The organism is Pseudomonas sp. NPDC096917, from assembly GCF_044762555.1.
Classification (GTDB): domain Bacteria; phylum Pseudomonadota; class Gammaproteobacteria; order Pseudomonadales; family Pseudomonadaceae; genus Aquipseudomonas.
The window spans coordinates 1-1,572 of the sequence record NZ_JBIWEO010000051.1 but is presented as its reverse complement, the minus strand read 5'-3'; the positions used below and the strand labels follow the sequence as shown (position 1 = coordinate 1,572).

General features: G+C 60.6%; 1 protein-coding gene. It reads right to left on the bottom strand.

Going from position 1 to position 1,572, the window contains the following annotated elements:
* Positions 1-1,511 (bottom strand): DUF6531 domain-containing protein (locus ACIQYF_RS23685; RefSeq protein WP_402866714.1); only part of this gene is annotated, 1,511 nt, incomplete at its 3' end.
* Positions 1,512-1,572: the final 61 nt, after the last annotated feature.

Here is a 1,572-nt window from a genome sequence, read left to right as displayed (position 1 = left end):
TAGGTGATCACGTCCGAGAGTATTGAATCGTCACCGTGACGGTGTTCGTAGCGCAGCATCACCCCAGCGCCATTGCGCAGTTCTATGTGGGTCAACCGATAATGCTGGCCATGCAGGACGTAGGTGTCCTTGCGCTCAAAACCCTGGCACAGCACCAATGAGTCGGCAGCCGAGCGCACCAGGGTGAGGTTTTCAATCGGGTCGTGGTGGTACTGGCCAACGTTGGGCAATGGGTAGCGGTGGCTGCGGCCGTCAGCGGCATAAAACCGAAGACCGTCGTCGATGCGCTCAAAGCGTGTGGTGAATGCGTTTATCCAGCGAGCGCCCAGCACGCCGTGATCGTAGGCGTCCAGACTTGAGTTGTAGGTGCGTGTCCATTCGACAGGGAACGGGCCTGGGAGGCTGAAGTCCGTGTGGCTCAGGGACTCAGAACCCGTTGCGAAGCTGATGCTGTGGCAGGTGGCCGGGCACGCGCCATTTTTTGTCGGGTTGGGATTGCCTTTAGCCTTGGCCTGGCTGTTGACCACTTCCAGCCGCCCTTCACTGGCCTGGTGGTGAGCTTTGCTGGTGGTGTTGGGTTTGACGTTGGCACTCAGGCCCTTGGACTGTCGTGTGCGCCAGGTGACCACCGCGTTGGCCAGTATGTGCAGCAACCAACCAATGGAATGCACCGCTCGCGGGTCGCTCAGGCGGCTGATTTGAGCGCGCAGCTCTGGGCTGAACGCCATGAGTTCGGCGGTTTTACGGTGTACCTGCGCTTTGGCCTCTTCGGGCAACAGGTGTTGGGTGGCCGTATTGGCCATGCCTTTGCCAGCGGCTTTGTAAGCGCTGAAAGCCGCACCAAAGAGGTTGCCGATCGCGGCCTTGGGGTCATGTAGCAGTTGATCCCCTGCGTGACTGAGTTGGTTCGCTGCGGCGCCAACGTCACCCCGAGCGTCGAGCTTACCGTCCACCAAGGCATCAAGACCTTTGGCGATTTCGGCAATGGCTTGCTCACCCAGTTGACCCGCGTCGTTCAAAATCACGGCCAGCCGGGCCTGGGCTTGGGTGACAAAGTCATCAAGCGTGCCAACGATACTGGCGTTCAGGTGCCCAATCAGCACCTCGATCAGGGCATCCCCCAGTAACAACTTACTGCTGTGACGCAGCTCCTGGCGCACCAGAAACAGGGTCGGGCGCAGGGTCATGCGCGCTGCCGCCATGCCAGGCGGCAATGGCAATACGCCTATCAGGTTGATGCCCAGGCTGACCCAGTCGAGCAACTCGCGCTCCTGACTCTCGGTCAAGGTGACGATGTCGCCCAAGGCATCGACCAGCGCCATGATGTTGCCCACCACGGGCAAGGCACCGGCGACGTTCTTGATCCGGTCGAGGGTGACGACGCCACCACTGATCGATTGCAACCACGCATCGAAAGCGGCGGCGCTGCGGGCAACGTCTTCGATAGCGATGGTGTTGAGCGGCGCGACAGCGACCTGAGGCTCGCGTGGCTGGGCGGTCTGGTCGGTCATGGGATCAACTTATTGAGAACGCAAGAGGGGGCAAGCAAGGTTGGTAAGGAGCCTGTTTGCA